This window comes from Psychrobacter sp. W2-37-MNA-CIBAN-0211, assembly GCF_040309405.1.
Lineage (GTDB): Bacteria > Pseudomonadota > Gammaproteobacteria > Pseudomonadales > Moraxellaceae > Psychrobacter > Psychrobacter glaciei.
Window position 1 is genome coordinate 89,860 of sequence record NZ_JBEOOU010000009.1, and the last position, 24,652, is coordinate 114,511.

Below are 24,652 nucleotides of genomic sequence, written 5' to 3' on the forward strand. Positions count from 1 at the left end.
TCGTCAGTTTTGATAATTGTCAGGTTAAACTAAGCTCGATTGAAACTTCAAATCTGTTTAAGCGTTTTTGATTAAGCCTGTTTAAAAGTTACCGAACCTTTTTCCTTTTCTACCTATTGCGCTACGCAAACCGAGTTGATGATTCATGGCAGAAGCCCAGCTAAGTCTCAATCTGGACATTAAGCATGATGCGAGTCTCAGTGACTTTGCCGGTCCCGGTTGGATGTCGATTATTGATGCAGTGCGGCAGCTACATGTCGGCCTGATTGGCCAGTTGTACCTGTTTGGCAGCCCCGCTACTGGCAAATCCCATTTACTATCCGCTATTTGTGAGTCTTTCATTGAGATGGACAAATCCGCGATTTGTTTGTCACTCAACGAATTGATTCATGCCGATGTCCACGTGCTCTCATCTTTAGAGAACTTTGATCTTATCGCAATCGATGATTTGGAAGTGCTGGAGCAGAGCAGTCAATGGCAAGAAGCCTTATTCCATTTGATCAATCGCAGCCGTGAAGGTCAGCGCCAGTTATTATTTGCCGCCAATAAATCTGCCACTGACTTACCGTTTCAGCTGACAGACCTGCTCACTCGTTTGGCACAAGCGCCTACTTTTAAAGTACCAAATGGTCACGATCTTGCTGACCGTCAAGCCTTGTTGCAGTCTATCTTGCGTCGTCGCGGTTGGCAGTTTGATGAGCGTATTATCGATTATCTACTTACCGAAGGGCCGCATCGTATCGGTGCCATGATGGAGGTGCTCAATTACATCCAGCCGATGTTCTCAAACCTAGGGCGTAGTAATATCTCTAAGGCGGTAATCAGTGATGCTTTGCGTACGATTGATGAGCAAACGCTAGCGGCGGAGCTTGCAGATATTGCCCAAGAAACGCAAGTGGACAATGATGCCGCCAGTCAAGACCAACATACGATGCCACTCGATTTTTAATATTCAAAATGTAATTCATTTTATTCAAAATACCGCTGTTATCAATGCCTTTATTATCAATGGAACCACTTATGAAAACCAATGCTTCTTTACTAAAAAAACTGACCATCAGCACCTTACTAATTAGTGCAGGATCGGTGTCTATGCTCTCACATGCTGCTGTTACTTTGCTCGTCGATGACTATATCAAGGTGACCGCCATTAATGGTCAAGAAGTTCAACAGAGTGCCTTTCAGCCATTGACCAAAAAATTCACTTTGCAGCCTGGTCAGCACGCTATCACCGCGAAATATGACCGACTGTATCAGTTACCTCGCGACGAACATGATTATCTGCGTTCAGGAAATATTAGCGTGACAGCAGAGTTGGCAGACAATCAGACATACCGCTTGACCATGCCCAATCAACCAGAAAAATATGAAGCAGCCAAAGAGTATGCGGATCAACCAACCCTCGCAGTGCAGCAGAACAATACTATTGTCGCTAGTCAAAAAAGCATTGCAAACAACGACGGTGGTTTATTTGCTGGATTGGGCAAAGCGATAGGCGGTGTATTTGGTGGTAGCACTGATGCAGAATTACAAAACCAGCGTGCGATTGCGGCTATTGGTCAGCCATCAGTTACTGCCCAAAGCAACGTCAGCATAGCGCCAACGGCTCCTGTTAGACAGGCTACGAGTGTGAATACCTCTACCAACACGTTAGATGCATTTATGCAGGTTTGGCTACAAGCAACCCCTGCAGAGCGCGAAAAAATGCGTCAGTGGATTCAACAGTAAATCAATACTCTATAAAGTATTGATAATAATAAAAAATTATTGATAATAAAAAAGCACCCATATCGGGTGCTTTTTATTGTTCTACATTCGACTATTATTTAAATTATCGTGATCTGATGGTTATTAACCCAAAAAAGCGTTGTACATCCAGATCAGCTTTTCTTGCTCTTGCACATAGGCATCTACGAGGTCAGCGGTGCCTTGATCTTCACTTTCTGCTGCCAACGCTGATACTTTACGTTGCTCTACAATCAGCTCTTGTAGGCCAGTTACTACGCCTTTCACACAAGTATTGCCATCTTTGACGTTTTTGTCTTCTTTGATACTCGTATGCTGAGTAAAGTCGCTATACGCGTGGAGTGGGGTACCACCTAACGTCAAGATACGCTCAGCGATTTCATCGATTTGTACTTGTAGGCTGGTATACAGCGCTTCAAACTGTGGGTGCAAAGTAAAGAAATGCTCACCTTTGACATTCCAGTGGTAACCACGGACGTTGATATAGAACATGTGATAGCTTGATAGTAAGCTATTAAGCTCAGTGATTACAGCGCTCATATCTGCTTTTTCTAGGCCGATTTGGTTAGTAGCGTTATTAGAGTTACTCATAATATTATCCTTATAGTGTGAGTGTTGTTATACGGGATTAAATAAAGAAGAGTAGTGGTTCTAGCCAATCAATATATAAAATATATCAATGTAAGCTCTATCTCTTCCTTTGATGCTTATAATAATAGCAAACTATTATTAATAAGTTAAATTTAATAAATGTAATTTTACGATTGGTTTTATAAAACCAACAATAACTTTCTCAACCATGCATACCAATGCTAAAGAGACCTGACTGTCATTATGCTGGTGGCTGCAAGTTTTCAGGGTTTAGACCTTTAGAAGGAATCACTTCTTGCAAATGCTGACGTACCGTATCAATAGGAAATTTTTGTGCTTGTAGACGTTTAGGGACAATCTGACTGCCTTGTTGACCTTTCATCTCAAACATCATAAAGATATAGTCGTCTGTTTCATCCCAGCTTTTGATAGCAGTCCAAGGTATAACGGCTTGTTGAGTGTTGCTCGCGCGCATTTGCATGCCACGCATTTGTGAGTTTTTCATCATATCAGGTTGATTGACGGGCATTGCCATCACTAAGCCATGCTTTTGTACACCCAACTTCATCTGGCGCATTTCATCTGGCATCTCTTGATCCGCCACTTGTTTTTCAAACTCTCTTTTGACGTACCATTTAAAACCTAAAGTGCGAACCAACAGATAGACCACTACTGAAACCAACATGACCCAAAAGATAATCGTGGAATAGCCGGTGACAAAGATTAACCCTGCAATGGCTAGTACCACCACCACCGCCATAATGATCCACTCTTTGGTCTTTAAACTTGATAGACCAAATGAAGGGCTGGCACTGGCAAACAGTTCATACTGTGCTTGGTGAAATTCAGCCTCAGTCAGGTTTAAGGCGACAGGTTGGAGCGTGTAAGGATACAGAGCCATAAAGGTTTCTCAAATACTTGTGTTAAAAGTGTTGGATTTAAATCGCCAAAGTGGAGCAGCTATGCGGTACTTGGCTGAAAATGTAAGAAAGGTATGCGCTTATCTTACCGAAAAGTATTCCTAAATGAAACATATAAGCAGGTCTGTTCGCTGATAGACGCGATATTAATGGCATTTATAGAGAGGGGCGAGGCTTATTGGGTGAGCTGAACGTTAGGCCATGTATTTAAGACAAATGTGATTTTCTGTAGACAATAAAAGTAATAGATGAGAACTTAGTCAAAAGTAGCCAAAACATGGTCAAATCTGCTGCGTCTTGGTATTATAGCGTCTACAAGATATATTGATGCAAAACATAGCGGCGCAGGCATTAAGCAATTATTATATTAATAATATTTTTAACCCTTTTACTCACCTTTAGTGTTACAGGCAACTACTATGATTGATCCGAAACTCTTACGCGGCGATTTAAACGACCTACAACAGCAGCTAGCCACTCGTGGTTATGCACTCGATATAGATTTTTGGCAAACGGTTGAGTCAGAGCGTAAATCTTTGCAGATCAAGACTGAAGAATTGCAGTCGCGCCGTAATGCGGGTGCTAAGCAAGTAGGCGCGCTAAAAAAATCGGGCGAAGACGCCAGTGAGCTATTGGCTGAGATGCAAAGTGTCAGCGGTGAGATTAAAGCTGCTGAAGATGAATTGCGCACTTTGCAAGAACGCATCACCAAAGCTGGCATGCAAATCCCTAATATTCCAGCAGCTGATGTGCCAGTGGGTACGTCAGAAGATGATAATGTAGAAGTGCGCAAGTGGGGCACGCCGCGTACGTTTGATTTTGAGATTCAAGATCACACTTATATTGGCGAGACACTTGGTATGCTAGACTTTGAAGCGGCGACCAAGCTGACTGGTAGTCGCTTTAATGTGCTAAAAGGACAGTTGGCACAGATGCATCGCGCACTGATTCAGTTTATGCTGAATACCCATACCATGAAGTACGGCTACCTTGAAACGTACGTGCCTTATATTGTGAATTCAGACAGCCTCAAAGGTACAGGGCAGCTGCCTAAGTTTGAAGATGATTTGTTTAAGCTAAAAAACCATACTAATAACGAAGACATGGATTTTTATTTGATTCCAACTGCTGAAGTGCCAATGACCAACTTGGTACGTGGCGAGCGATTGGACATTAGCGAGCTACCACTTAAGTTTACCGCGCACACGCCTTGTTTCCGTAGTGAGGCAGGCTCTCATGGTCGTGATACTCGTGGTCTGATCCGTCAGCATCAGTTTGAAAAAGTTGAGATGGTCAATATTGCCACGGCTGAGCAGTCTGATGAGTTGCTAGAAGCCATGACCGGACAAGCCGAATATATCTTGCAGCAGTTGAACCTGCCATACCGCACGGTGCAGTTATGTACGGGTGATATGGGCTTTGCCGCACAAAAGACTTATGACATCGAAGTATGGTTACCGAGCCAAGATACGTACCGCGAAATCTCAAGTTGCTCTAACTGTGGTGACTTCCAAGCGCGCCGCATGGGCACACGTGTCAAAGATGGTAAGCAAACTAGCTTGGCTCATACTTTGAACGGTTCAGGCTTGGCTGTTGGTCGTACACTATTGGCAGTCATGGAAAACCATCAAAACGCAGATGGTAGCATCACGATTCCAGAAGTATTGCGTCCGTTTATGGGCGGTGCTGAGACTATTTCAGTTTAAATGGTTATTTTGCTGTAATGATTTACAACGTATTACTATGGGTATTTTGATAAAATTGATATAAGTTACTGTGAAATACTCACCGCTAAGCCATGCCATTTTTTGGCGTGACTTGCATCAAATATGTTAATATTGCACTTTAATTTTATAGCCAACACGGTAAGGGCGCATTTTGCGTCCTTATTTTATTACCCTTTGAGTAAACTCTCCTCTTATCAGCCATACCCCTCATTTGAATATTAGGACACTCTATGCCAGCTCCAATTAGCGAACGTAAATTAGCCAATGCCATTCGTGTACTGTCGTTTGACGCGGTACAAAAAGCCAACTCTGGACATCCAGGTGCTCCGATGGGCATGGCTGATATTGCTGAAGTTCTGTGGCGCAAGTTTTTGAAGCACAACCCAACCGATCCACAGTGGCACAACCGTGATCGCTTTGTCTTATCGAACGGTCATGGCTCAATGCTTATTTACTCATTGCTGCATTTATCTGGCTATGACGTCAGCGTTGATGACCTGAAAGGTTTCCGTCAGTTGCATTCAAAAACGCCAGGTCACCCTGAGCTTGGCTATACACCAGGTGTCGAGACAACTACTGGTCCACTAGGGCAAGGTATTGCTAATGCCGTTGGTTTTGCAATTGCAGAAAAAACTTTAGCCGCGCAGTTCAATCGTGACGGCCATAACATCGTAGACCATAATACCTATGCATTCTTAGGCGATGGTTGCTTGATGGAAGGTATCAGTCATGAAGTTTGCTCATTGGCTGGCACGTTAGGTCTTGGTAAGCTGGTCTTCTTCTATGATGACAATGGCATCTCTATCGATGGTAACGTCGAAGGTTGGTTCACTGATGATACGCAAGCGCGTTTTGAGTCTTATGGCTGGCAAGTTATCAAAGTAGATGGTCATGATGCTGAAGCAATCACTCAAGCAACTGAGCAAGCGCTTAAAGAGACTGCTAAACCAAGTCTTCTGATTTGCAAAACCACGATTGGTGCTGGTAGCCCGAACAAACAGGGTCTAGCAGCCAGTCATGGTGCACCACTTGGTGATGACGAAATCGCCTTGACTCGTGATGCATTGTCTTGGAAGCATGCTCCATTTGAATTAGATGACGAAATCTATGAAGCGTGGAATGCTAAAGCCAAAGGCGACGTACAACAGAAAAACTGGGAAGCTGACTTTGACGCGTACAAAAAAGCCTATCCTGAACTGGCATCTGAATTGTTACGCCGTTTAAATGGTGATTTGCCTGCTGACTTTGATAGCCAAGCACAAGCCTATATTAAGCAAACGCAAGAAGCGGGCGGCGATGTTGCTAGCCGTAAAGCCAGTCAAAATGCCATCAATACTTTGCAGCCATTATTGCCAGAATTGCTAGGCGGCTCAGCGGATTTAGCTGGCTCAAACCTAACGCTATTCAAAGGCGCTAAAGGTATCGAAAAAGATGCTGACGGCAACTATATCTATTACGGCGTACGTGAGTTCGGCATGACCGCGATTGCCAATGGTATCGCATTGCATGGCGGCTTTATCCCTTACGTAGCAACCTTCCTGATGTTTATGGAATACGCACGTAACGCGGTACGCATGGGCGCATTGATGAAACAGCGCGTTATCCATGTCTATACGCATGACTCTATCGGTCTGGGTGAAGATGGCCCAACGCATCAGCCAGTTGAGCAATTGACTAGCCTACGTACCACGCCAAATCTACGCACATGGCGTCCGTGTGATGCGACTGAATCTGCAAGCGCTTGGGTAGAAGCAATCAAATCAGAAAACAACCCATCAGCATTGATCTTTAGCCGTCAGAGCTTGCCACATCAAGCACGTGATAGCGAGCAAGTAGCGAACATCACCAAAGGCGGTTATGTACTGGCGAAAGAGCAAGGCGAGCTACAAGCCATCATCATCGCTACTGGTTCAGAAGTTGGCCTAGCGATGGAAGCGTATGAAGCGTTGAGCGCAAATGGTGTTGGCGTCCGTGTAGTGTCTATGCCATGTGCTGAGATTTTCGTTGAGCAAGATACTAGCTATCGTGAAGCCGTATTGCCTGCCAATATCCGTGCCCGCGTAGCAGTCGAAGCGGCTCATGTAGATTACTGGTATAAGTTCGTTGGTCTAGATGGCAAAGTCATCGGTATGACCACTTATGGCGAATCTGCTCCTGCAGATCAGTTATACAAAGAGTTTGGTATTACGACTGATGCTGTGGTTGAAGCTGTGAATAGTTTGGTGTAACAAACCTAATTTAATTAGTGTTTAAAAAAGAGCTGCCGGAGAAATCTGGTAGCTCTTTTTTATTTCTTGTAGCCAATTAATGCATTAACTTGTATCATCTAACTAAACTAAAGTCTTATTTAGGTATGTCCATGATTAAAGAGCTAGTTAAGGATATAAGTTACGACAAAATAACCCTCAATCAGGCTTTAACTAGAGCTAAGTTAGTAGCTTATAAAATTGATAACAATGATTTCATCAGTTGGATAAATAAAGAGCTTAACGGATATGATGATTTAGACATTGTTCCTGAATATCGAAAGTTTTATTGTGAAATGTTTGCTAAAGTGCAAAGCTCGTTCTATGGAAGCAAAAATGTTCCTATAGATTTAACGGAGATTGATGAAAGAATTGACGGAAATCTATACACTTATGTTCACACGGCAGGAATATCAAATATAGAACAAAATGTAATAGATGCTAAAGATGCAAACGAACAATATGGTTATATTGACTTTCCTATTGAAATCGTAAGAGATGTAGTAAGAATATTCCAAAGAGATGACATTATAGCTGTAAGAAGAAGAATAGTTTTTGGTAGATTACATAATATCTTAAACATGACCAAACAAACGCTTTTAGATACATTGCTTGAATTAAATAAAGCTTTTCCAAATTTAGAAGATGAATATATGAACGATGATAAAAAAGATACAGCGAGTCAGATAATTACTAATATCTATGGTAATAATGCAAGTTCGAACGTTGGTGTGGGACAAAATTTCACTCAAGGTATTAGCAATAGTTATACAGCAAAAGTGGAGCAAGTTCTGAATGATTTAAGACAGCTAGGTGTTCCAAATGAAGATATTAACGAATTAGAAAATATTATAAATAGTGAACCTGATAAAAGTAAACTTGGTACTAAGTTTCTTGCTTGGTCATCAGCGCTCATGACAAAAGCTGTCGAAAAAGGTATAGATGTCAAAGTACCTGAAGTTTTAGATGTAATCCAAAGTCTTATGTCCTAGTAAGCTATATTTGTATATAAATTTTTTTAAGGGATTATTCGATTGAATACTTTAATAAGTAATATGCTAGCAAAAAAAGAAAAAGAGCTTATCTATACAGATTTAATAAAGAATAGAAAAGAGTACTCCGAAACATGGGAGGTGGATGCTAAACATTTTTTTGAAAATTCTTATTATGATTGGATGGCTGAAGGTGTTGCTGAATCTAAAAATATTTTAGAGATTGGTTGTGGTGCTGGATATTCAACTTTAGCTTTACTCAATAATAACCATAAAGTAATTTCTATTGAAGAAAATAGTTTCTGTATTGACAAGACAGAAAAGTTATTGAAAAGCAAAGGTTTTAATGTAGCTAAAATAAATAATAGGGAGGTTTACAAAACTTCACCGCAGTCTAGATATATATTAGAGTATAAAAATATCGCTAAAGAATTGGGAGAATACGATGTCATTCTAGTTCAAGGAGATATTATAAATGATCCAAAATTTATAAGATGGTTAACAGAAGATAGTGCTTTTAGCATAGACGCAGTTGTTTGCTGGTTACTAGGAACACATGGCTCTAGAGGTAGCAATCAAGTATTTGATTTGTCTCAAGTTCAAGAATCTAGTACAGCAAGAATCCATACACAAAATATAATTTATGAACTTTGTGATGAAATATTAAAAGAAAATGATTATTTGCATATTGTCGATAGGGTTATAGATGTTGATAATGTGGATATTGTTGAGAGTGTTTCTATGAACCATGAAGGTCAAGCTTCAACGAGTAAAATGAAGGTTTTAGGAGTAAAGAAAATGATTTATGAGGAGGCTACCAAAGGTATGAGTATGAATATTAGAGAATCTACGAAAGATTCAAAAATGATTGATAGAAAAGGTATTTATAATTGCTGTGATAAATTGTTTGTATCAGTCCTTTCTCAAAAAGTGATTAATAACTTATAGTTAAATCGTTTTAAGAAGCTCAGTATTTAAAATAGAGCCAAATCATGTCCCTAAAATCCAGCTTTAAAGGTTTCCTAGGCGAGACCGTTATCAACGTCGCCATGTGGTTAAAACTAGAAAAAAACGTCTACCACCGATTAAACGGTATCACCTTACCACGAGCTAATGGCGGCAGTACCCAAATTGATCATATCATCGTTTCTGTATACGGCATCTTCGTCATCGAAACCAAAAATTATAAAGGCTGGATATATGGTAGCGAGAAGCAAAGACAGTGGACACAAGCTTTCCCGAATGGAAGTAAATTCAAATTCCAAAACCCACTGCGCCAAAACTACTTGCACATCAAGACGCTCGCAGATTTACTAGGGTTAGAGCTGAGCTATTTTCACTCGATGATTGCTTTCATCGGTGAGTGTGAGCTAAAAACCCGTGATGAGCTACCCGAACACGTATTGACGAGTGGTATGGCGTCTTATGTGAAGAAAAAGCAGGATGAAATATTGACTGAAGAAGAGGTTAAGTCCATCGTTGAGCAGATTAATAGTAATAGATTTAGTAAATCTTGGCGCACCAATCGAGAGCATAAAGCCTATCTAAAAGACAAGCATAGCAATCCAAGCAAGAATACAAACAAGCAGCCTAGCGGTAACGCTAATGACAAAAAAGTTGCTAAAACTACTAATAAGCCTGTACCTGAGCCGATCGTAAAAGAAACCGCTAAACGAGCCACGCTGAGAAGCAAAGAAGTGTTGCAATGGTCGGGTCAGACTGAGATTGAATCTAGCGAGTTACTAACGGACAGTCTGAATACTCAGCAGACAAATACATCACATACCAGTATATCGCATGATATGGCTGATAAGATGTTTCTCACGCCGTTTGAAGTTGTAGAGCCTGAGCCACAGGTGGAAGCACCTGCAATATTTGAGGCGACAAACCCTACTGCTAATTTCGTCCAAGCGCCAACTTGCCCGAAATGTAACAGCGAAATGGTTGAACGCACTGCAAAAAAAGGCGTACGCCAAGGACAATCCTTTTATGGGTGCGCGCAGTTTCCTAAGTGCCGAGGTGTGGTTAATATTGATTAGGTGTTAGTTCACTTACCCATATATTTCTTCCAAACGCAAACAAGCAACCAATCGACCATCCCATTCACGTAGTTGTGGCTCTACTTCGCTGCATTGCGACTTGGCATACGGGCAGCGTTTGTGTAGGGCGCAGCCAGTTGGTGGATTGAGCGGGCTTGGCAACTCGCCTTGTAGCGTCAAATCATTTTTATGGCCATTTACTGTTGGTGCGGCCGCCAATAGAGCAATGGTATACGGATGTTTTGGCGCGTTATAAATTGCTTCTTTCGGCCCGTGCTCGACCGCTTGACCTAAATACATCACCATCACATCATCAGCGACGTGGCGTACGACCGATAAGTTGTGCGAGATAAAAACGTAAGCGGTACGATACTCATCCTGCAAATCCATAAATAAATTTAAGACTTGCGCCTGAATGGAGACATCGAGTGCGGAAGTAGGTTCATCAGCGACGACAATTTTAGGGTTGAGCATCATCGCGCGGGCGAGGGCAATCCGTTGGCGCTGACCACCAGAAAACATATGAGGATAGCGGCCAGCATGCTCGGGACGTAGACCAACATTTCTCATCATCTCGTTGATTTTGTCACGCTTCTCTTCTTTAGACAGTTTGGTATGGATATCTAATGGTTCAGTCAATTGATAGCCAATAGTATGGCGCGGGTTGAGGCTACCATAAGGGTTTTGGAATACCATTTGAATTTCGGTACGCAACTCTTTGAGCGCCTTTCTACTATAGTCAGTGGTGCCTTCATCATTGATAAATAGCTGACCATGAGTGGGCTCTTCGATCAGCGTTAGCTGGCGGGCAAGCGTGGATTTACCGCAGCCTGATTCGCCAACGACGGCTAGCGTCTTGCCAGCTTCAAGCTCGAATGAGATACCATTGAGGGCTTTAACATAGGCTTTTGCCTTGCCCAAGCCTTGAGATACGGGGTAATGCTTGTGTAGATTGTCTGCTTTTAGGACCACTTTATTACTCATACTTGTGTCTCCAAAGTAGCAGCGTGAGAGATAGGGTTGCGAGAAGAAGGATCAGAATGAATACAACGCACCTTGCCAGTAGGCGTGTCTAATATGGGCGGTGGTACTTCGCAAGCGGACTCTTTGTACGGGCAGCGAGGAGACAATAAGCAACCGCTTGGGCGATCGTATTGGCTGGGCACGACTCCGGGTAAACTGTTCAATCGATCTTGACCGATAGCCAGTTCAGGAATCGCTTGCAGCAATGCCTCGGTATAAGGGTGAGCAGGTTTTTGAAAAATCTCCGGCACGGTACTGGTTTCGACCACTTGTCCGGCATACATGACCGCGACATCACGTGAGTTCTGTGCGACCAAACCCAAATCGTGAGTAATAAGCACCATCGCCATTTGTTTTTCGCGTTGTAATCGGTTGAGCAAGTCCATGATTTGCGCTTGTACCGTGACATCAAGAGCAGTGGTTGGTTCATCTGCGATGAGTAGTTTTGGCTCACAAGCAATTGCCATCGCGATCATGACCCGTTGACTCATACCACCTGATAGCTGATGCGGATAGACCTTGAGTCGGTTTCTCGCATCGGGCATTTCGACCAATTCTAAGAGTTCTAATATACGCGTCTGTACGGCTGACCCTCGCAAACCAAGATGCTTGCGTAGTACTTCACCCAGCTGCATCTCAACCGTAAAGCTTGGGTTTAGGCAAGACATCGCATTTTGAAAAATCATGGAGATGTCTTTACCAATGATGCCGCGCTTCTCTTTGGCAGGCATGCTAAGCATGTCTTTGTTATCAAACATCACTCGCTGAGCGCGAACGGTTGCAGAGGGTGGCAACAGTCCCATCAGTGCCATCATAGTGACGGATTTGCCTGAGCCAGATTCACCCACCACGGCGATAACCTCGCCTTGTGTGATTTTCAATGACACATCATCGACGGCACGAAAAGCACGCACCCCTTGACCAAAAGTGACCGACAGGTTTTCGATATCTAACAATAATGGTGATTCTTTCGTGGATGCGCCATTCATAGAAGTGTGGGTGGTAGGCGTTTTAATTAATGGTTCAGTCATCTTAGGTCACCTGCTTCAGTTTAGGGTCTAGCGCATCGCGTAAGCCATCACCAGTCAAGTTAATCGACAGGGCAGCCAAGAAAATAGCGACACCCGGCCAAATGGCTAGCCAAACATTACTTTGAATATATTGACGTGCCGTACCGAGCATCGCACCCCATTCGGCATCAGGTGGCTGTACGCCAAAGCCTAAGAAACCGATCGCGCCTGCTTCTAAAATAGCAGAAGAGAAAATCATCGTCGCTTGTACGATGAGCGGCGCCATACAGTTGGGTAGAATGGTCACAAACAATAACCTGAGCACACCAGCACCCATCACTTGCGAGGCAACAAAGTACTCACGTTGTAGCTCTACCATCGCAGTGGCACGTGTCAGCCGAATAAATGGTGGCGTACAGACCAGTGCGATTGTAATAATCGTATTGGTCATAGAAGGGCCTAAGATAGCGGCAATGATGATCGCCAATAGTAAGCTCGGATAAGACATTAAGATATCATTGACTAGCATGACGGCTTTGCCCCATACCTTTGGCCAAAATGCAGCACTAAGTCCTAATGAAATACCAACGATCATAGCCAAAGTCGTGGCGCTTAGACCGATAAATAGGGAATAACGCGCACCATACATCACTCGAGACAAGGTATCTCGTCCAGCATCATCCGTACCTAGCCAAAACATCGTATTACCGCCATCCAGAAAGGCAGGTGGCAATTGCTCTTGACCAGTAAACAATTCATAAGGATCGTGAGGAGCAATAGCGGGCGCGAGTATGGCAATAAGTACCATCAATGCCAATACGATAAAACCAAGTACCGCGCCTTTGTTACGGCAAAACGTCGATAAAAATAGTTGCCAAGACGAGGGCGGTGTCATGGCTGTAAGGTCAACATCAGAGGGAAGAACAGAAGGCTTCATGAGCATTTCCTACAGTGACTAGTGCTTTGCTAATATTTAAAGTTTTAGTGTTTTAGCCTTAATAAGTATTAAGCATTTGCTAAAAAATCACTCAAAACCATACAAACAACAATAGCCACTATTTATAATATGAGTATTTATTAATGTGAAATTAAGAAGTATGTCGAATACGCGGATTGATCAGACCATACAAAATATCAATAAATAAACTAACCAAAATCAAGGCAGTGGCGACCAGTAAAATACCGTTCTGTACAATAGGGTAATCACGAGTGAAAAATCCATCAAGTAGCCAATTACCAACGCCTGGCCAACTAAAGATAGTCTCGGTAATAATGGCACCTGCGAGTAATGTCGCCATCTGTAGACCAACTACGGTAACCACGGTAATCAAGGCATTGCGCATCACGTGTACCAAAATTACGCGGCTTGGTGATAAGCCTTTGGCTCTAGCCGTACGTACGTAATCCTCATCTAATACCTCTAGCATCGCAGAGCGTGTCATACGCGCAATCATTGCTAGTGGAATGGTCGATAAAGCAATGGAAGGTAAGATAAAGTGCTTGACCACGTTCCAAAATGCGCCAGGTTCTCCCGAGCTTAGCGAGCCGAGCAGCCATGATCCATACAATGGCTGGACATCTAAAAACTGCGCCACAGATATCACCCCAGCAACGGGCAGTAGACCTAAGTAGTGGGCAAATATACCTGTCAGGATAGGGCCTAATAAATAGATGGGCATAGAGTACCCTGCCAGCGCCCCTGACATGAGGGTGTAATCAATCCACGTGCCACGGCGTAGCGCGGCAAAGATGCCTAAGCTCACACCAATGACGCTAGCAATGACGATGGCGCACAACGCCAGCTCTAAAGTGGGTACAAAATGGGCAAAGAAATCTTGTAATACGGGGGTTCGAGTACGGAAGGACTCACCAAAATCACCTGTTAAGATACCGGTCAAGTAATCCCAATATTGGACGATGAGAGGTTTGTCTAATCCTAGCCTTTCTAGGGCACGAGCATGTAGCTCTGGATCAACCATACGCTCACCCATCATAATCTCGACGGCATCTCCAGGTACGAGACGAATCAGAGTAAAGGTTGATAGCGTTAAGCCAAGATAGACAGGAATGAGAATGGCAATACGACGCAGAATATAAAGTAGCATGGGCTGCTCAATAGTTGTGGTTCAATGATGAGAGTGTTGGTAGTGATGAGAGTGTCGGTGACAGAACGCTTAACGAAGCGCTTAACTCATATGAGTTCGGCTGGAGCAGAGTATCTGACCCAGCCGAATATAAATGAATCGTATATGTCGTACCGAAATTAATCAGTTAAGATTATTCGACTTTCACACCATCGAAACGTATTGAGCCAAGCGGGCTAATCTTATAATCAACTACGTTTGGGGCGGTGAATACCGTCACGACTGAATGCGCCATCGTCGTCCAAGGTAGCTGCTCTTTGAATATTTGCTGAGCTTGCTCATACTCATTGATGCGTTCGTCTTGATTGTTGATCTGACGAGCGTTGGTCACTAAATTATCAAAGTCTTTATTACACCAGCGCGAATAGTTGTTTCCGCCGACAGCGTCACAAGACAATAATGAACCCAGCCAGTTGTCAGGATCACCATTGTCACCCGTCCAACCCGCTAGAATCACATCAGGCTCGCCTTTAGCAGCGCGCTTTAGATACTCACCCCATTCATAAGTCACAAGATTGGTATCAACACCAATCTTAGCCCAATCTGCTTGGAGCATTTCAGCCATGAGTTTGGCATTAGGGTTGTAAGGTCGTTGAACTGGCATATACCATAGATTGATAGCCAGATTGTCTGCACCGGCTTCTTTGATAAGGGCTTTTGCTTTTTCAACGTCATAAGGCGCATCTTTGAGGGATTTGTCGTAGCCCCACTGCGTTGGCGGCATAGGATTGGTCGCTTTGAGACCTTCGCTCTGATAGACCGCATTGATAATAGCGTCTTTATTGATGGCCATATCTAATGCTTGACGGACTTTTAGATCACTAAGCTTAGGTTTTTCCACGTTGTAGCCGACGTAGCCGACGTTGAAGCCAGGCTGATCAAGGACTGTGGCTTTGCCTGATTTTTTGACAGATTCAATTTCGGCAGGTTTTGGATAAGCAGATACATGACACTCGCCTGCTTGCACTTTTTGAGCACGAACCGCTGAATCTTTGGTGATAACGAAGACCAGATTGTCGATATGGATGTCGTCTTTGTTCCAATAGTCTGGGTTTTTGGTATAACGAATTTGCGCATCTTTTTGATAGGAAGTAAAGACGAAAGGTCCAGTACCCACTGGCTTGGTATTAATATCAGCGGCATTGCCATCAGCCATTAGTTTGTTGGCGTATTCAGCAGAGTTGATATAAGCAAAGGGCATCGCTAAGTTTTGTAAAAACGGTGCATTGGTCTCGCTGAGCGTAATTTTGACAGTATAATCATCAACCTTTTCGATATTGGAGATGATATCAGGCAGTCCCATGCCGACAGAATATGGGAATTCAGCAGGATAGGCCTTGTTAAAGTCAAAGTCTGGGTTGGTTATGCGTTCTAGGGTGAAGAGAATGTCATCTGCATTAAAATCTCGGGTAGCAGTAAAGTAATCAGTCTTACCAAATTTGACGCCTTTACGCAGATTGAAGGTGTAAGTCTTGCCATCTTCGCTAACATCCCAGCTTTCGGCTAAGGCTGGTTGAATTTCGGTACCCGCTCTTTTGAATTCTACCAAGCCGTTGTAGATGGGGAAGGCGCTCGCATCAAAATCAGTGCCTGACGTATACTGTGCCGGATCGAAACCAGCGGGGCTACCTTCTGAGCAATAGAGCAGCGTTTTAGCTGCTTTGGCATCTGAGCTGGCAGCAGAGTCATCGGTGTTTTTGTTGTCTCCACTACAGGCACTAATACCCAAGGCAAGCGTCGTCAACATCGTAAGTTTGAAGAGTGAGTTCTGCATTATTACATCCTATGTAATGATAAATAGCCGCCAATATAGTTATAGTTTCGCTTTCGAACCATAAATATAACTGACGAGCTTCTAATTCCCTTTAGAATAGTATTTATATAATATTTTCAGTATACAAAATAAAAAATGAATGAGGTTGTATTCGCCTGAATTCAGATTGCAAAAAATACCAATATAAATAAGTCGTTTAAATATACTCTTTTAAACAGTGGTAACGCAAGCCATCTCTAAGATAATTTTGATAGAAAATGTACCGTTTTAATATCTTTATTTCCGAATGTACTAGGGCGTGTCCTCATTTTTAAAATGAGGACACGCCCTAGCCCTAATACCCTAATACCCACTGAATTTAGCAATCTAACGCAGCTTGTCGATTTTTTCGACATTCTAAAGCTAGAACATAGACTGCTAATATAGAATGGCCTAAATAAGTCCTAAAAATAACGACGAAAAAATATGAGCCGCATTTTTATACAATTAGCTTATTCTTATTTTATCGAATATAAAGTTTTAAATAGATAAGCTTGTTAAAGAAAAGCAGCCATAATAAGCTGCTTATCCCATTCCATCCCATCCTAACGTATTTTATGACGCGGCTAGCTCAATATGATGATGATTGGCTTTTATAAGGTCTGCTAATTTTTCAGCAATCATAATCGTTGGTGCATTGGTATTGGCGCTAATCAAGGTCGGCATCACAGACGCATCAATAACCCGTAATCCGCTTACGCCGCGCACTTTTAATTCTAAATCGACAACAGAGTCGTCATCTGAACCCATACGGCAGGTACCTATAGGATGATAGATGGTATCTGACTTATTACGGATATAACCGAGCATGCCGTCCTTTTCAATATAAGGAGCAGGGTAGTCTTCAGTGATATATTTGGCGATGGGTGATTCTTGCATGATGGCGCGCGTACGCTCAGCGCCCGCCACCATATACTCTACATCTTTTGGATGCGAGAGATAGTTTGGATCAATCAATACCGCGTCTGAGGGATTGGCAGAGTCAAGCCTGACGGTACCGCGGCTTTCAGGGCGTAGATAACAGGTATGACAAGAAACGGCAAAACCACGTCTAAGATCACGTCCATGTTCAATTACGCGAGAGATGACAAAATGTAGCTGAGTATTTGGCCATTCTTGTGGGTCGTCACCGACACTAAAGAACGCGCCTGCTTCTGCATAATTGGTAGATAACAGACCTGTGCCATCTTTTCTCCATTGACGAATGCTTTTGGTCAAGGTTGAAATAGTCGCCATACCAAGACCGATGACATCAGTGGTATTGACTTCGTAATCAAAAACGACGTCTAAATGATCTTGTAAGTTACCGCCAACGTCGGGTGCATCGACCACCACCTCGATGCCATGAGACTGCAAATGTTCAGCAGGACCAATGCCCGATAGCATCAAGACTTTAGGGGAGCCAAAGGCACCGCCTGACAGTATGACCTCTTGGTGCGCCATCACACTATGCTCGACACCGTCTTTTTCGTACGCCACCCCGACGGCTTGTTTTTCTTCAAAGATGACGCGGTTGGCTTGCGCATGAGTAATGACCGTTAAGTTCGGGCGATTTTGGACGGGATGTAGATAGGCGGCTGCGGCAGAGCAGCGTTGCCCTTGTTTTTCTCCGTGGAAATGGGTGACTTGATAGAGACCTGCACCGTCTTGTTTTTTGCCGTTAAAGTCATCATTTTTATCTAAACCATTGGCAATGGCAGCTTCTACAAAGGCTTTTGAGATATCGCGTGGACTTAGTAAATCACTGACATGAAGTGGTCCACTATCACCATGCAGCTCGTCGCTACCATGGATATTGTTTTCTGCTTTAATAAAGTAGGGCAGTACATCATCAAAACCCCAGCCTGTACAACCTTGCTCGACCCAGCGTTCATAATCAAGCGCACTGCCACGGGTATAAATCATGGCATTGATAGCGGAGGAGCCGCCCAAACATTGACCGCGCGGTTGAAAGCCACGTCGGTTATTAAGGTGTTCTTGAGGGGTAGTGTGAAAGCACCAATTGTTTAATTTTAGCGGCTTGCCCGGTACCATTAAAATCAGTCCAGCAGGTACACGAACTGCCAAGTCTTTGCCGTCACCACCGTACTCTAATAAGCAAACACTGATATCTGGGTTTTCTGTGAGACGGCTGGCGAGCACACAGCCTGCTGAACCGCCACCAACGATGACGTAATCAAAATTTTTGTCAAATTCCATTTTATATTCCTTATAGCATCCATGCTAATTAAAACGCGCACATTAAAGTAGGGTACGCTTTACAATATCTATTATTTTGCTGAAATAATAAAATAAAAATGACTCTGCGGTATCTATTTGCGTAAGCACTATAGAACAGACTGGCTTAAGGATATTAAGTTCATCGTTTAGAGTTTACTCCGTCTGATTTTGTACCGAACGCCCTTATACCGTACAGACTTCTGAGCGTACGATAAAGCGTTTACCTTCAGGTATTTCTAGCGAAAAGCTGGCACCGCGTCCGTTCACAACATCAATGGTCAGATCGGTATGTTGCCATAGGTTATATTGTGCTTTGCCCATATAAAATGGACAACCAACCAGCTCACTGACGAGGACGTCTTGTCCACCCACTTTAAATTCGCCCAATGGATAGCACATGGGCGAGCTGCCATCACAGCAGCCACCCGATTGATGGAACATCAGCTCGCCATGCTTAGATTTTAGCAATTCAATTAATGCTTTGCAGGATTCTGTCGCCGTGACTTTCATAACTAACTCCTTGTAACTTATGAATAGCTCATTCTTATCGATACTTTTGATTCTTATCGAGACTTCATTAAAGCAAAAATGCAACCTACCTTGCGACAGATTGCATTGATTTATTTAGAAAACAACCAAAGACTGATTTAAAAGAAACCCATCGCTTTAGGACTGTATGAAACCAGCATGTTTTTGGTCTGCTGATAATGATCGAGCATCATTAGATGGTTTTCACGACCAATACCTGACTGTTTGTAGCCACCAAACGCTGAATGCGCAGGATAGAGGTGATAGCAATTCGTCCAAACGCGACCGGCTTTGATGCCACGACCGAAACGATATGCACGAGTGCCGTTACGTGTCCAGACACCAGCACCTAGGCCATATAAGGTATCATTGGCGAGCGCCATCGCTTCTTCATCGTCTTTAAAGGTAGTGACAGCAAGCACAGGACCAAAGATTTCTTCTTGGAACACGCGCATGTCGTTGGTGCCTTCAAAGATGGTTGGCTGTACATAATAACCGTTTGCCATGTCGCCATCATGTTTGGCAAGTTCGCCACCGACTAAGACTTTGGCACCTTCTTTTTTACCGATATCGAGGTAAGATAAGATTTTTTCTAGCTGATCTGAGCTGGCTTGAGCACCAATCATGGTGTCGGTATCGAGCGGGTTACCCATTTTGATGGCTTTAACGCGGGCGATACAACGTTTCATAAATTCATCATAGATGCTTTCATGTACGAGCGCGCGTGATGGGCAAGTACAAACTTCGCCTTGGTTCAGCGCAAACATCACCAAACCCTCGACGGCTTTGTCTAAGAAGTCATCGTCTTCGTCCATGATATCGGCAAAGAAGATGTTTGGACTTTTACCGCCCAGCTCTAGCGTTACTGGAATGATATTTTCACTGGCGTATTGCATGATTAAGCGACCAGTGGTGGTCTCACCCGTAAAGGACACTTTATCGATACGTGGATTAGAAGCAATTGGCTTACCAGCTTCTACACCGAAGCCATTAATGACGTTCAGTACGCCTTTAGGCAGAATGTCCGCCGCGCCTATTATGTCAAGCATGTATAAAACAGACGCAGGGGTTTGCTCGGCAGGCTTTAGGACGACACAGTTACCCGCTGCAAGTGCAGGCGCAATTTTCCAAATCGCCATTAGAATAGGGAAGTTCCACGGGATGATTTGACCGACGACGCCAAGTGGCTCATGAAAATGATAGGCAACGGTATCTTCATCAATTTGGCTAATGCCGCCTTCTTGTGCGCGAATCACACCAGCGAAGTAACGCAAATGGTCGATGGCGATTGGAATATCTGCGGCGAGGGTTTCACGTACGGGTTTGCCGTTCTCATAGCTCTCGGCGATAGCGATAGCCTCTAAATTGGCTTCGATACCATCGGCAAGTTTGAGCAACATATTAGAGCGTTCAGTGACGCTGGTTTTGCCCCATGCGTCTTTGGCAGCATGAGCGGCATCTAGGGCAGCTTCAACATCTGCTTCTTTAGAGCGTGCGATTTGACAGAAGGTTTTACCATCGATTGGACTTGAGTTATCAAAATATTCGCCATCGATGGGGGCTACCCATTCACCATTGATAAAGTTGTCGTATTTTTCGCGGAATTGGACGGGACTGTTTTCAGTATTGGGATAAGCGTATAACATTAACCACTCCTTGTTGTGTATTATGGCTATTTAAAATAGGGTTACTTAAAGTATAGTCAGGTGAAGCGTATAGTCACATGAAGATAAATACTTGGTCTTCCTGAACAAGTTATCACCCTATCGTACTGAGCTTTGGTGCGGAACGATAATGACTTTTTATAATGATATATTTTGTATCATATAACTTTAAGTTATGTGATATGTAACGGTTAAAGTGGTTCGCAAAGCGAATGCAGCTGTTATAATTGTTGCCATCTATTTTGGCTTGCTATCTCGGCTTGCTAGGGTTCTTTACTTAGACGTGGCAGCTTTCTTTTTCTATACTTCATTTTTTATGCTCTTCTTCTTATTACTATTCATTTAATTGGTTTGGATCTATGCGTCAATCTTCTGCTCTTGATATCCTAAAAACAGGTCAAAACGTCTTTTTGACTGGCTCAGCAGGTTCAGGTAAAACCTATACTCTCAACCAGTACATCGACTATCTTCGTGCGCGACGTGTGCCGGTTGCCGTCACCGCGAGTACGGGCATTGCTGCCACTCACATGAATGGTACGACGATTCATAGTTGGTCGGGTATTGGTATCAAAGATGAGTTGTCTGATCGCGACTTGAGCAATTTAGCGCGTAAGCAATTTTTAGCAGACCGATTAAAAGATACTGCGGTATTGGTCATCGATGAGATATCGATGCTGCACGCCAAGCAGATCAATTTGGTCAGCCAAGTACTCAAACATGTACGCAAAAATGACAAAGCGTTTGGTGGTATTCAAGTGGTGGTAGCGGGCGACTTTTTTCAGTTACCGCCGATTGGCAGTAAAGGTGAGAGCAATCGTGAAAAGTTTGCTTTTATGTCGGAAGCGTGGCTCGATGCTAAGTTCCATATCTGCTATTTGTCTGAGCAACATCGGCAGGTCAGCGACGCCGCCAATGGCGGGCTTGATTTAGACGATATTCTTAACCAAATCCGTCGTCAGGAAGTGACCTTTGAGGCGATTGCTGCGTTAGAAGCCACCTATGATCAAAGCGTCGATATCAAGCGCACTCGTCTCTATACACACAATCTCAACGTCAATAAAATTAATGACAAAGAGCTTGCCGCGCTAGATGGAGAGATGATGCGCTTTGAGGCGACTGCGACAGGCGATAGTAAGCTGGTTGAGACCCTAAAAAAGACGGTGCGTACCCAAGATGAGCTGATTCTCAAAGTGGGCGCAAAGGTGATGTTTATCAAAAATAATGCTGAGCTTGGTGTCTCTAACGGAACGATGGGTGAGCTGATTGGTTTTGCTGCTGTTAAAATCGATGAGAGCAAGGACAGCAGTGAGGCGTTAATCGAAGATGATAGTAGTGACGAGACTAATGAAGACAATGCTAATGAAGATGATGCCGTCGAAAATACCGCTAAAGGTAAAAAGAGTGCTGCTCAAAAAGATAAAGAAAAACCAAAAACCAAAAAACCAACCACGCAAAAAATGCCAGTGGTTAGGCTTAACTCAGGCCGTGAAGTCATCGCCGAGCCTGAAGAATGGATGATCGAAGATGAAACCGGTGATGTGCTGGCAAGCTATGAGCAAGTACCGCTCTGTCTAGCATGGGCGATTACGATTCACAAATCGCAAGGCATGACCCTCGATGCGGCAGAAATTGACTTATCACGTACCTTTGAGCTTGGGCAGGGCTATGTGGCACTGTCACGACTCAAATCGCTGTCGGGCTTGCAACTGCTGGGTATGAATGACATGAGCTTGCAACTTGATCCGTTGGCACGTGGGGCAGATAAGCGGTTTTTGGTACTGTCTGACGAAGCCGATGCCAATTATGCGATGCTAGATGAAGAGAGCATGCAGCAGGCACATGAAAAATTCACCTTGAAGTCAGGGGGTACATTGAGTAAGTCGGTGATTGATGCCTATGCCACTCTACAAAAAAAGCGCCGCGAACAACAGCATGCGAAGCTCGATAAAAAACAGAAGCTTGGCAATCAGGTCTCTGATAAGTCAGACAGCACCTTACTTGCGACCAGAGTGTTGTTAGAAGAGAGCTTGACCATTGCAGAAATCTCGCAAGCGCGTCAGCTGTCACAATCAACCATCATGCGTCATATTGGCGATCTAAAGGCACAAGATCCAAGCCTCGCCTGCGATCATCTGCGCCCAGAGGATGAGGTGATGACAGCCGTTGGTAATGCCTATGTCGCCATCAAGGTTGCCAATAATCCGAACGATTTTAATGATGATGGTAGTATCAAACTGCGTCCGATATTTGATCATCTTAAACAAAGTATCGACTACAATACCATTCGCTTAGCGCTGATTTTTATCACGCCATAACGTCTATTAAGCTTTGATAGGTAGCAGCCATCAAAACAAAGCACGTTCAAGGTAACAGCTCTCCGATCCTGCAGCCCTTTATAAAATAGCGATAACTTGTTATGCCTGATTTTTCTAGCGCCACTTATCAATTGACCTCTGACCCGATAGCAGCGAGCTATCGTACCACGGGTGAGCACGCGCAGCCACTGAGAGTCGCTATCAATGGCTTTGGTCGTATAGGGCGCAATGTACTTCGCGCTTTGCTAGAGCGCTTTGAAGTGCTAGGCCGTGCCATTCATGTGGTGGCGATTAACGATTTAGCGCCAGCCGACATACTCCTTCATTTGTTAAAATTTGACAGCACGCACGGTCGCCTCAGTCGACTGGGCGTCAATGCTGAGCTTGTAGAGAGTGGTGCAGATGATGCTAGCAAGACTCAGCTTTGCCTTACCAAGAACAATCTGACTTACTGCATCAATATGCTATCAGAGCCTGATCCACAAAACCTACCTTGGCAGGCGCTGGGTGTCGATGTGGTGCTAGAATGTACTGGACACTTTCGCTCTTATGAGCAAGCAACGCTACATATCGACGCTGGCGCGCAGCAAGTGATTATCGGTGCCGCGCCATTCGATGATGTGGATGCCTGTATCGTTATGGGTGTGAATACGGAGGCATTAACGCTTGAGCTACCGATTATATCGAGCGTCTCTTGTACCACGCAGGCATTGGTGCCGCTCATTGATACCCTTGATAAGGCGTTTGGCGTGACGTCTGCCATGATGACAGAGATTCATGCGGTCACCGCTGATCAGACCGTACTAGATCAGGCGCACCGTGACCCAAGACGGGCGCGCGCGTCCGGCTACAACATTATTCCGACCACCTCTAGCAGTATCGCTGCGACAGAGCGGGTGCTACCAGCGATGGTAGGCAAGATAAATGGACATTCGATACGCGTGCCGACCATCGATGTGGCAGCAATAGATGTCACTTTTGTGTTTGATACACCAGACGTCAGTATTGAATCAATTCGTGAGGTACTCAAATCGGCCAGTCAGGCACATTTGCATGACATCATGGCTTATACCGAAGAACCACTGGTATCCAGCGATTTTATCCATCAAACTGAATCGCTGATTATTGATGGGCAACAGCTGATGCAAGTGGGCGGGCAATACAAGGTTTTTGCGTGGTATGACAACGAATGGGGATATGCCAATAGACTGCTAGATATGTGTTTGCATCTGGCATCTCATAAAAAACCTATCGTTAATTCTATATAAAGGAGTGGCAGCGTTAACCTCGCTTGAAGTATGACTTATACCTCTGCACTCAGTTGCCTTAACTCTCTTTTAAACTGAATCAACGATAGCATCAAAATAATTTAAATTCGTTCAATTAATTGCTTGCATTCTCATGTTATATCGCTATAATATTGCACCAATGGAGACGTGGCAGAGTGGTTGAATGCACCGGTCTTGAAAACCGACAAGGGTTTGTAGCCCTTCGAGAGTTCGAATCTCTCCGTCTCCTCCAAATTCGAAAGCCGCAATTATTATTAATGATTGCGGCTTTTTTTGTTGCATTTTTATTTTATATCGTTATAATGATCCACCAATGGAGACGTGGCAGAGTGGTTGAATGCACCGGTCTTGAAAACCGACAAGGGTTTGTAGCCCTTCGAGAGTT

General features: G+C 43.8%; 19 protein-coding genes and 1 tRNA gene. 10 read left to right on the plus strand and 10 right to left on the minus strand.

Annotated elements, in window-relative coordinates; all coding sequences use genetic code 11:
• Window positions 1–145: 145 nt before the first annotated feature.
• Both hda and AAEY72_RS09905 read left to right on the plus strand, forming a co-directional pair.
• Entirely contained in the window at window positions 146–949 is an 804-nt protein-coding gene (gene hda, locus AAEY72_RS09900; protein ID WP_010196392.1) for a DnaA regulatory inactivator Hda, read from the plus strand.
• Between the two features lie 71 nt (window positions 950–1,020).
• Window positions 1,021–1,728: a DUF2057 family protein gene (locus tag AAEY72_RS09905; RefSeq protein ID WP_189580170.1), complete on the plus strand. Its 708-nt coding sequence runs from the start codon at window positions 1,021–1,023 to the stop codon at window positions 1,726–1,728.
• A 123-nt stretch (window positions 1,729–1,851) separates the two neighbouring features.
• On the opposite strand, the gene AAEY72_RS09910 is transcribed toward AAEY72_RS09905, so the two are convergent.
• A complete protein-coding gene (locus AAEY72_RS09910; RefSeq protein ID WP_189580173.1) occupies window positions 1,852–2,337 on the minus strand; it encodes a Dps family protein in 486 nt (161 codons plus the stop codon).
• Between the two features lie 241 nt (window positions 2,338–2,578).
• Window positions 2,579–3,238 (minus strand): YcxB family protein, encoded by a 660-nt coding sequence (locus AAEY72_RS09915; protein ID WP_240215358.1) that lies wholly within the window; start codon window positions 3,236–3,238, stop codon window positions 2,579–2,581.
• A gap of 438 nt (window positions 3,239–3,676) precedes the next feature.
• Here AAEY72_RS09915 and serS point away from each other — a divergent pair, with 438 nt between their 5' ends.
• From serS to AAEY72_RS09940, 5 genes are all read left to right on the plus strand, one after another.
• Window positions 3,677–4,963 (plus strand): serine--tRNA ligase, encoded by a 1,287-nt coding sequence (gene serS, locus AAEY72_RS09920; RefSeq protein ID WP_352310386.1) that lies wholly within the window; start codon window positions 3,677–3,679, stop codon window positions 4,961–4,963.
• Between the two features lie 251 nt (window positions 4,964–5,214).
• On the plus strand, window positions 5,215–7,212 hold the full coding sequence (gene tkt, locus AAEY72_RS09925) for a transketolase (RefSeq protein WP_352310387.1): 1,998 nt from the start codon (window positions 5,215–5,217) through the stop codon (window positions 7,210–7,212).
• 131 nt (window positions 7,213–7,343) lie between these two features.
• Entirely contained in the window at window positions 7,344–8,222 is an 879-nt protein-coding gene (locus AAEY72_RS09930; RefSeq protein WP_352310388.1) for an AbiTii domain-containing protein, read from the plus strand.
• A gap of 42 nt (window positions 8,223–8,264) precedes the next feature.
• Window positions 8,265–9,170: a class I SAM-dependent methyltransferase gene (locus AAEY72_RS09935; protein WP_352310389.1), complete on the plus strand. Its 906-nt coding sequence runs from the start codon at window positions 8,265–8,267 to the stop codon at window positions 9,168–9,170.
• Between the two features lie 44 nt (window positions 9,171–9,214).
• Entirely contained in the window at window positions 9,215–10,261 is a 1,047-nt protein-coding gene (locus AAEY72_RS09940) for an NERD domain-containing protein (protein ID WP_352310390.1), read from the plus strand.
• A gap of 12 nt (window positions 10,262–10,273) precedes the next feature.
• Here AAEY72_RS09940 and AAEY72_RS09945 read toward each other — a convergent pair whose 3' ends face one another.
• From AAEY72_RS09945 to exaC, 8 genes are all read right to left on the minus strand, one after another.
• A complete protein-coding gene (locus AAEY72_RS09945) occupies window positions 10,274–11,245 on the minus strand; it encodes a peptide ABC transporter ATP-binding protein (protein WP_352310391.1) in 972 nt (323 codons plus the stop codon).
• A complete protein-coding gene (locus AAEY72_RS09950) occupies window positions 11,242–12,315 on the minus strand; it encodes an ABC transporter ATP-binding protein (RefSeq protein WP_352310392.1) in 1,074 nt (357 codons plus the stop codon). The genes AAEY72_RS09945 and AAEY72_RS09950 overlap by 4 nt, the downstream gene beginning before the upstream one ends.
• A 1-nt stretch (window position 12,316) precedes the next feature.
• A complete protein-coding gene (locus AAEY72_RS09955; protein ID WP_352310393.1) occupies window positions 12,317–13,231 on the minus strand; it encodes an ABC transporter permease in 915 nt (304 codons plus the stop codon).
• 151 nt (window positions 13,232–13,382) lie between these two features.
• Entirely contained in the window at window positions 13,383–14,399 is a 1,017-nt protein-coding gene (locus AAEY72_RS09960) for an ABC transporter permease (RefSeq protein WP_352310394.1), read from the minus strand.
• 172 nt (window positions 14,400–14,571) lie between these two features.
• Window positions 14,572–16,212: an ABC transporter substrate-binding protein gene (locus AAEY72_RS09965; protein ID WP_352310395.1), complete on the minus strand. Its 1,641-nt coding sequence runs from the start codon at window positions 16,210–16,212 to the stop codon at window positions 14,572–14,574.
• A 594-nt stretch (window positions 16,213–16,806) separates the two neighbouring features.
• Window positions 16,807–18,450 (minus strand): GMC family oxidoreductase, encoded by a 1,644-nt coding sequence (locus AAEY72_RS09970; protein ID WP_352310396.1) that lies wholly within the window; start codon window positions 18,448–18,450, stop codon window positions 16,807–16,809.
• A 204-nt stretch (window positions 18,451–18,654) separates the two neighbouring features.
• The gene (locus AAEY72_RS09975; RefSeq protein ID WP_010196433.1) at window positions 18,655–18,981 is read right to left on the minus strand and encodes a DUF779 domain-containing protein; all 327 of its coding nucleotides are present in this window, start codon (window positions 18,979–18,981) and stop codon (window positions 18,655–18,657) included.
• A gap of 137 nt (window positions 18,982–19,118) precedes the next feature.
• A complete protein-coding gene (gene exaC / locus AAEY72_RS09980) occupies window positions 19,119–20,645 on the minus strand; it encodes an acetaldehyde dehydrogenase ExaC (RefSeq protein ID WP_010196435.1) in 1,527 nt (508 codons plus the stop codon).
• Window positions 20,646–21,022: 377 nt separating this feature from the next.
• Here exaC and AAEY72_RS09985 point away from each other — a divergent pair, with 377 nt between their 5' ends.
• From AAEY72_RS09985 to AAEY72_RS09995, 3 genes are all read left to right on the plus strand, one after another.
• Window positions 21,023–22,978: a DEAD/DEAH box helicase gene (locus tag AAEY72_RS09985; RefSeq protein ID WP_352310397.1), complete on the plus strand. Its 1,956-nt coding sequence runs from the start codon at window positions 21,023–21,025 to the stop codon at window positions 22,976–22,978.
• A 101-nt stretch (window positions 22,979–23,079) separates the two neighbouring features.
• Entirely contained in the window at window positions 23,080–24,246 is a 1,167-nt protein-coding gene (locus AAEY72_RS09990) for a type I glyceraldehyde-3-phosphate dehydrogenase (RefSeq protein ID WP_352310398.1), read from the plus strand.
• A gap of 162 nt (window positions 24,247–24,408) precedes the next feature.
• Window positions 24,409–24,499: transfer RNA gene (locus AAEY72_RS09995), tRNA-Ser, on the plus strand.
• Window positions 24,500–24,652: the final 153 nt, after the last annotated feature.

Bases quoted from the DNA above. Each gene is read 5' to 3' on its own strand.
- hda (WP_010196392.1), top strand. From the start codon at position 146: ATGGCAGAAGCCCAGCTAAGTCTCAATCTGGACATTAAGCATGATGCG.
- AAEY72_RS09905 (WP_189580170.1), top strand. From the start codon at position 1,021: ATGAAAACCAATGCTTCTTTACTAAAAAAACTGACCATCAGCACCTTA.
- AAEY72_RS09910 (WP_189580173.1), bottom strand. From the start codon at position 2,337: ATGAGTAACTCTAATAACGCTACTAACCAAATCGGCCTAGAAAAAGCA.
- AAEY72_RS09915 (WP_240215358.1), bottom strand. From the start codon at position 3,238: ATGGCTCTGTATCCTTACACGCTCCAACCTGTCGCCTTAAACCTGACT.
- serS (WP_352310386.1), top strand. From the start codon at position 3,677: ATGATTGATCCGAAACTCTTACGCGGCGATTTAAACGACCTACAACAG.
- tkt (WP_352310387.1), top strand. From the start codon at position 5,215: ATGCCAGCTCCAATTAGCGAACGTAAATTAGCCAATGCCATTCGTGTA.
- AAEY72_RS09930 (WP_352310388.1), top strand. From the start codon at position 7,344: ATGATTAAAGAGCTAGTTAAGGATATAAGTTACGACAAAATAACCCTC.
- AAEY72_RS09940 (WP_352310390.1), top strand. From the start codon at position 9,215: ATGTCCCTAAAATCCAGCTTTAAAGGTTTCCTAGGCGAGACCGTTATC.
- AAEY72_RS09945 (WP_352310391.1), bottom strand. From the start codon at position 11,245: ATGAGTAATAAAGTGGTCCTAAAAGCAGACAATCTACACAAGCATTAC.
- AAEY72_RS09950 (WP_352310392.1), bottom strand. From the start codon at position 12,315: ATGACTGAACCATTAATTAAAACGCCTACCACCCACACTTCTATGAAT.
- AAEY72_RS09955 (WP_352310393.1), bottom strand. From the start codon at position 13,231: ATGAAGCCTTCTGTTCTTCCCTCTGATGTTGACCTTACAGCCATGACA.
- AAEY72_RS09960 (WP_352310394.1), bottom strand. From the start codon at position 14,399: ATGCTACTTTATATTCTGCGTCGTATTGCCATTCTCATTCCTGTCTAT.
- AAEY72_RS09965 (WP_352310395.1), bottom strand. From the start codon at position 16,212: ATGCAGAACTCACTCTTCAAACTTACGATGTTGACGACGCTTGCCTTG.
- AAEY72_RS09970 (WP_352310396.1), bottom strand. From the start codon at position 18,450: ATGGAATTTGACAAAAATTTTGATTACGTCATCGTTGGTGGCGGTTCA.
- AAEY72_RS09975 (WP_010196433.1), bottom strand. From the start codon at position 18,981: ATGAAAGTCACGGCGACAGAATCCTGCAAAGCATTAATTGAATTGCTA.
- exaC (WP_010196435.1), bottom strand. From the start codon at position 20,645: ATGTTATACGCTTATCCCAATACTGAAAACAGTCCCGTCCAATTCCGC.
- AAEY72_RS09985 (WP_352310397.1), top strand. From the start codon at position 21,023: ATGCGTCAATCTTCTGCTCTTGATATCCTAAAAACAGGTCAAAACGTC.
- AAEY72_RS09990 (WP_352310398.1), top strand. From the start codon at position 23,080: ATGCCTGATTTTTCTAGCGCCACTTATCAATTGACCTCTGACCCGATA.